This is a genomic window from Comamonas sp. (assembly GCF_009360615.1).
Classification (GTDB): domain Bacteria; phylum Pseudomonadota; class Gammaproteobacteria; order Burkholderiales; family Burkholderiaceae_C; genus Comamonas.
Map to the genome: position 1 here is coordinate 1 of NZ_SPEY01000107.1, position 6,063 is coordinate 6,063.

At 65.2% G+C, this 6,063-nt stretch carries 7 protein-coding genes; 4 read left to right on the forward strand and 3 right to left on the reverse strand.

The window, feature by feature from the left end:
* On the reverse strand, positions 1-1,235 hold a 1,235-nt coding region (locus E2583_RS22605), incomplete at its 3' end, for an aspartate aminotransferase family protein (protein ID WP_291598890.1).
* A 336-nt stretch (positions 1,236-1,571) separates the two neighbouring features.
* Positions 1,572-1,826 carry a DUF2061 domain-containing protein gene (locus E2583_RS22610; protein WP_003066898.1) on the reverse strand — a complete coding sequence of 85 codons (255 nt, stop codon included), beginning with the start codon at positions 1,824-1,826 and terminating at the stop codon, positions 1,572-1,574.
* A gap of 197 nt (positions 1,827-2,023) precedes the next feature.
* Between E2583_RS22610 and E2583_RS22615 the strand changes: the two genes are divergently transcribed.
* From E2583_RS22615 to E2583_RS22625, 3 genes are read left to right on the forward strand one after another with little or no spacing between them, the layout of a single operon-like run.
* Positions 2,024-2,536, forward strand: coding sequence for a GNAT family N-acetyltransferase (locus E2583_RS22615; protein WP_291598893.1), 513 nt, complete (start codon positions 2,024-2,026; stop codon positions 2,534-2,536).
* 26 nt (positions 2,537-2,562) lie between these two features.
* Positions 2,563-3,120, forward strand: a complete 558-nt coding sequence (locus E2583_RS22620; protein ID WP_291598908.1) for an NUDIX hydrolase — start codon at positions 2,563-2,565, stop codon at positions 3,118-3,120.
* A gap of 58 nt (positions 3,121-3,178) precedes the next feature.
* Positions 3,179-4,075 carry an EamA family transporter gene (locus E2583_RS22625; RefSeq protein ID WP_291598910.1) on the forward strand — a complete coding sequence of 299 codons (897 nt, stop codon included), beginning with the start codon at positions 3,179-3,181 and terminating at the stop codon, positions 4,073-4,075.
* A 7-nt stretch (positions 4,076-4,082) separates the two neighbouring features.
* Here E2583_RS22625 and E2583_RS22630 read toward each other — a convergent pair whose 3' ends face one another.
* Entirely contained in the window at positions 4,083-5,003 is a 921-nt protein-coding gene (locus tag E2583_RS22630; RefSeq protein ID WP_291598912.1) for a LysR family transcriptional regulator, read from the reverse strand.
* Between the two features lie 158 nt (positions 5,004-5,161).
* On the opposite strand from E2583_RS22630, the gene E2583_RS22635 reads away from it, so the two are divergent.
* On the forward strand, positions 5,162-6,063 hold a 902-nt coding region (locus tag E2583_RS22635), incomplete at its 3' end, for a tripartite tricarboxylate transporter substrate binding protein (protein WP_291598914.1).

The following is a 6,063-nucleotide window of genomic DNA, read 5'->3' on the forward strand; positions in this document are numbered from 1 at the left end:
GCCTCCCAGCATTTCATGGCGATCTCGTAAGGGCGTCTGGCGGGCTCGCCGGGCAGGGGGGCGATCGTGATGCCCGCCGCCAGGCCGATATTGCGGACGTCCAGCACATGCCTGGCGCCCTTGAGACTGTGCACGGCCTGCTCGAAGAAGGGGGCCAGCGCGCGCACGCGGCCCGGGCCGTCTTCCCGCTCCAGCAGATTCAGTGCCGCAATGCCTGCCGCGCAGGCCACGGGATGGGCCGAATAGGTGTAGCCGTGGGCAAATTCCAGCATGTACTGCGGCCCTCCGGCTGCCATGAACTGCTCATAGATGGCGGGCGAGACCACGCAGGCTCCCAGCGGCTGGGCGCCATTGCTGACCTGCTTGGCGATATTCATGATGTCCGGGGTCACGCCAAAGGCCTCGGCCGCCGTCATCGCCCCGAGACGGCCAAAGCCCGTGATGACCTCGTCGAAGATCAGCAGGATGTCGTGCTGGGTGCAGATCTCGCGCAAACGCTGCAGATAGCCGGCGGGCGGAATCACCACCCCGCCCGAGCCTGACATGGGCTCCACGATCACGGCGGCGATATTGCTGGCGTCATGCAGGGCGATCAGGTCGAGCAACCGGTCTGCCAGGGCGCGGCCATCGGTCTGGGGCTGGCCCTTGAAGAGCGAACCCGGTGGCGGCTGGGTGTGAGGCAGATGGTCGGCTTCAACCCCTTGGCCGAACATCTTGCGGTTGCCCCCCATGCCGCCCACCGAGATGCCGCCAAAGTTCACGCCGTGATAGCCCTTCTCGCGGCCGATCAGCCGCGTCTTGCTGCCCAGGCCCCTGGCGCGCCAGTAGGCGCGCGCCATCTTCAGCGAGGTGTCGGCGGCTTCCGAGCCCGAGCCGGTGAAGAACACATGCTCCAGCCCCTGGGGCATCAGTGCCACGATGCGGTTGGCCAGCGCGAACGAAGCCGGGTGGCCGAACTGGAAGGCGCGAGCGTAGTCGAGCTGCAGCGCGGCCTGGCCAATGGCCTCGGCAATCTCGCGGCGGCCATGGCCCAGCCCCGAGCACCACAGGCCCGAGAGGCCGTCGAAAATGCGCCGGCCGTCGGCATCGCTGTAGTAGGCACCCTGTGCGCCGGTGATGATACGGGGGCTGGCCTTGAAGTTGCGGTTGCCGGTGAACGGCATCCAGTGGGCGCTCAGCCATTGTTCGTCATGGCGGTTGAGGTCTGCGGATGTCTGGCGGTCTGCAAGCTGCATGGGAACTCCTTGGATTCCCGGCCATTGTTGGCCCGGTGCCCGGTTTGGCATATAGCCGCAAACCCATGGGCGCAAGGCCGAAGTGGCATGCTCTGCATGACTTATCCACAGACACCGCTGGTGTTGTAGAGCTGAGCCCGGATGGCTTCCCGTCGTGATGATCAGAAAGCCAGACAAAGCCTGGTATGTTCAATATCTATCCATGGCTTATCAAAAAGCTTGTAAACAGGATTTCTACAGATCATGAAGGTGGCCGTTGCAATCTCCCAGCGTGGCCAGGGAGCGCAGCAGCCATTGCGCAAAAGTGGCGGGGTGGTCGGCGTTCATCGGCGGCTCTCAGGCGCTCAGTGCCTGTCCGGCAAGCGCTTGCTGCTCGCGTTTCTTCAGGCGGCGCTCCCAGACTTTTTCATGGAAGAAGAAGGCAAACGCCTGGACCGTGGGCTCCAGCAGGCTCAGCGTCAGCGAGGCAATCAGATTGCCGGTCACGGCATAGGCAACGCAGGCGGCCACGGTGATGTGGATCACGTAATAGCTGGCGGTCTTGGTCAGCGTGAGCTGGTTCTGGCGCAATGTCTTGATCAAGCGTGTCATCTGTTTCTCCCTGAGCGATGAATGAATGGTAGGGAGGAGGGCGATGAATTTCCAATTGAGAATCATTACCATTGCGATAGTGCCTACAGGCTGCTGCGAGATGAGCGGCTTGCTAAGCTGTGTGCTGGGGCTTGATTGAAATTGGCTGTCATCCATTGCCTGGTAAGCGTTGACAGCTATTGATTTGAGAGTTTTTGATGCCGGAGTTGATGCCAATCCAGCTGCGCGCGCTGGGCGTGGATGATGTGGATGCCCTGCTGCGCATACAGGAGCATTGCTATGGCGCGGACTTTGCCGAGCCGCGCGAGGTGTTTGTGCGCCGTTTGCGCACCGCCGGGCATTGTTCCTGGGCGGCCGAGCAAGGGGGCGAGCTGGTGGCCTATCTGGCGGCCTACTGGTCGCGCCCCGGGGCCATCACGCCGCTCAACGGCGACTTTGCCGAATATGACGATGCCAGCGTGCTCTATCTGCACGATATGGCCGTGTCCGAGGCCGCCGCCGGCCAGGGCCTGGCGCGGCGGATGGTGCAGGCCCTGAAGGCGCAGGCCAGAGCACGCGGCGTGCAGCGCACGGCACTGGTTTCGGTGCAGGGCTCACGGCTTTACTGGGAGCGTCAAGGCTATGTGGTCGAATCCGTGACAAATGCTGCGCAGCAACAACATTTGGACAGTTACGGCGAAGGAGCGCTCTATATGGTGGGATTTATCTGACACATCGTCGGGTTGGGACAAGGATAATGCCCGCCATGCCCAATCGCTGGAAACCCAATGTGACTGTCTCGGCCATCATCGAACGCGATGGCCGTTTTTTGCTGGTGGAAGAACAAACGGCGGATGGACTGCGTCTGAACACGCCGGCCGGTCATCTCGACCCTTCCGAAAGCCCTGTCGATGCCTGTGTGCGCGAAGTCATGGAAGAGACGGCCTACAGCTTCACGCCCACGGCCCTGGTCGGCATCTACATGAACCGCTTCGTGCGCACGCGCACGGGATCGGACATCACCTATCTGCGCTTTGCCTTCACGGGCGAGCTGGGCATGCACCATGCCCAGCGCCATCTGGACGACGGCATCGTGCGCAGCGTCTGGCTCTCGCTCGACGAACTGCGGGCTACCGAGCATCTGCACCGCAGCCCCATCGTGCTGGAGTCGGTGGGCGATTATCTGGCCGGCCAGCGCTATGACATCGGCCTGATCCATGCCGATGCCAGCATCTACAAGGTGCCGCAGCTGACGCGGCCGGTACCCGAAGAGGCCGGTGCCACGCTGGACGATGTGCTGGTGCAGATTCACTGATCCTGGCATTCGGCAGTTGTGACAGGCGTGAAGACCGGGGCTGTGCACAATGCCCTGTATGTCTGTCGCCAGCCTGATCCGACTCATGACACTGGCCGCCCTCTGGGGCGGCAGTTTTTTGTTCATGCGCGTGGCCGTGCCCCATCTGGGGGCCGTGCCCACGGCCGTGGGGCGCGGCCTGTTTTCGGCGCTGGGCCTTGGCGCGGCGCTGTTTGCCATGGGCTACCGGCCCAGGATCGGGCGCTATCTGTGGCCCTTGCTGGGGCTGGGCGTCATCAATTCCGGCATCCCCTTTCTCATGTACGCGCTGGCGGCCCAGGTGCTGCCATCGGGCTATAGCGCCATCTTCAATGCCACCACGCCGCTGGTGGCCACCGTGGTGGGAGCGCTGGTGTTTGCCGAGGCGATCACGCCCGCGCGTGTGGCTGCGGTGCTGCTGGGGATTGGCGGCGTGGCGGTGCTGGCCCAGGCCGGGCCGCTGGATCTCAGCGCAGCCGTGCTGGGCGGTATGGCGGCCTGTTTTGTGGCCACGGTCTGCTATGCGTTTTCCAGCTATCTGACGCTCAGGCTTGCGGGTGCCAATGCGTCCGTGGACACGCGCGCTGCCGTTTTCATCAGCCAGCTGGGTGCGCTGATGGTGCTGACACCGGCGCTGCTCCTCGACATGGCGCTGGAGCCCGGCATGCTGGCCAGGCTGCAGGCCTCGCCGCTGCTGGCATGGGGCAATGTGGCGCTGCTGGGCCTGTTGAGCACGGCTCTGGCCTATGTGCTGTACTTCAGGCTGATTGCCGACGAGGGGCCGCAGAAGGCGCTGACCGTGACCTTCATCGTGCCCGTGTTCGCCGTGCTCTGGGGCTGGGCCCTGCTCGATGAGTCCTTGACAGTCGCACATGCCATGGGGGGCGGGCTGATTGCGCTGTCGCTATGGCTGGTGCTGCGCCCCAAGGCGGATTGAGTCGGTATCACCAGGCTGCGGGCAGGCGCAGCTGCAAAAGCTCCAGAAAGGACTGCGCCGCATGCGGCAGCGTGCGACCGGCCAGGGTCTGCACCTCGATATCGCGCAGATCCATGCCGCGGTCGCTGAGCGGCACGGCCACGAGCGCTCCCGTGGCCACCATGTCGCGGGCGGCGATTTCGCTGGCCACGGCAACCGCCGTGCCCTGGGCCGCAAAGTTCAGCAGCGTCTTGCCGTGATTGCTCTCCAGGGCCGGTGCCAGCATCAGTCCCTGGCGGCTGCAGGCTGCGTCCAGCAGTTGGCGCACGGCCGTGCTGGGCGGCGTCAGTGCCAGCGGATAGCACACCAGCCTGGCCAGTGCCACGCTGCGTTCCTGCGCCAGTTCATGGCCGGATGCCACCAGCGCCAGCACGGGCGCGGCCACGCGGCAGGCGACGGCGATGCCGGGCTCGGGGGCCCGGCTGAAACACAGGCCTATGTCGGCCATGCCGGTGCGCACGGCACCGGAAACCTCGTGTGTGGGCAGCACCGTCACCTCGAAGACGATGCCGCTGTGCTCGCGCTGGAAGGCCGCGCACAGGCGTGGCAGGAATTCGCTGGCGAAGGCATCGGAGCTGGCGATGCGCACCTTGCCACTGCGCAGACCCTGCAAGGCCTTGATCTCGTCCAGCGCGCGCTCCGCGTCCAGCCCCGCACGGCGCGCATGATCGGCGAGGATCTCGCCGGCGGCGTTGAGCACCATGCCGCGCGGGTGGCGCTCGAACAGTGGCGTGCCCAGCCGCGCCTCCAGCGCTGCGATCTGGCGGCTGATGGCCGAGGCCGCCACATGCAGTCTTGACGAAGCCTCGGTCAGCGAGCCGCATTGTGCGACCTCGTGGAAGTAGCGCAGTGCGGTGTCCTGGAGCAGCAAATGGCGGGACGCGGGCATGGCAGTCGGTGGCGGCAAAGCCCCATTGTGCCCGGTTTGCTGTTTTGGCAACGATGGATTGCAAATTTGCCGATAGTGGCAAATGCCATGGCTTTCTAAGATCTCCCGTTCGGTGGTCGCCAGGCAGCGGCCAGTCTTCCATTTCATCGGGAGTTGCCATGCGGGCACGGTTTACTGTTTCAACGACGCGCCGCCAGTGGCTCCATGCCGCAGCGGCGGTGGCCGGTGGCCTGCTGGCCTTGCCGGCCCTGGCCCAGGGCGAGGCTGCCTGGCCCACCCGACCGGTGCGGGTGATCGTGCCGTTTCCGGCCAGCGGCGCCACCGATCTGGTGGCACGCGTGATCGCGCAGCGCGTATCGCAGGAGCTGGGCCAGCAACTGGTCATCGACAACCGGCCCGGCGCCGGCGGCACCATAGGCACGGCCGAGGCCGCCAAGGCGGCGGCCGACGGCTACACGCTGCTGTTCACCACCAGCAGCACGCATGCCATCTCGCCGCATCTGATGCCCAGGCTGGCCTACAAGGCGGACAAGGATTTCAGTCCCATCGCCCACATGGCCGACGCGGCCAGCGTGCTGCTGGTCACGCCCTCGCTGCCGGTCAAGAGCGTGCAGGAGCTGATGGCCTACGCCAGGGCCAATCCCGGCCAGCTCAACTACGCCACCAGCGGCAACGGCACCATCGTGCACCTGAACACCGCCGCCTTTGCCGCGCAGGCCGGCATACAGCTCGCCCATGTGCCCTACAAGGGCACGGCGCAATCGATCACCGATCTGGCGGCAGGCCAGGTGCATCTGCTGTTCGACTCCATTCCCACGGGCATGCCCCATGTGGCCAGCGGCCGCCTGCGTGCCCTGGCCGTGACCGGCGACAGGCGCAGTACGTTGGCTCCGAATCTGCCCACGGTGGCCGAATCAGGCCTGCCGGGCTATTCCTCGGTCACCTGGTTCGGCCTCTACGGCTCGGCCGGCATGAAGCCCGAGCTGGTCGGCAGGATCAACCAGGCCTTCAACCGCGCCATCCAGAATCCCGAGGTGATCGCCAGTCTGGCCAAGCAGGG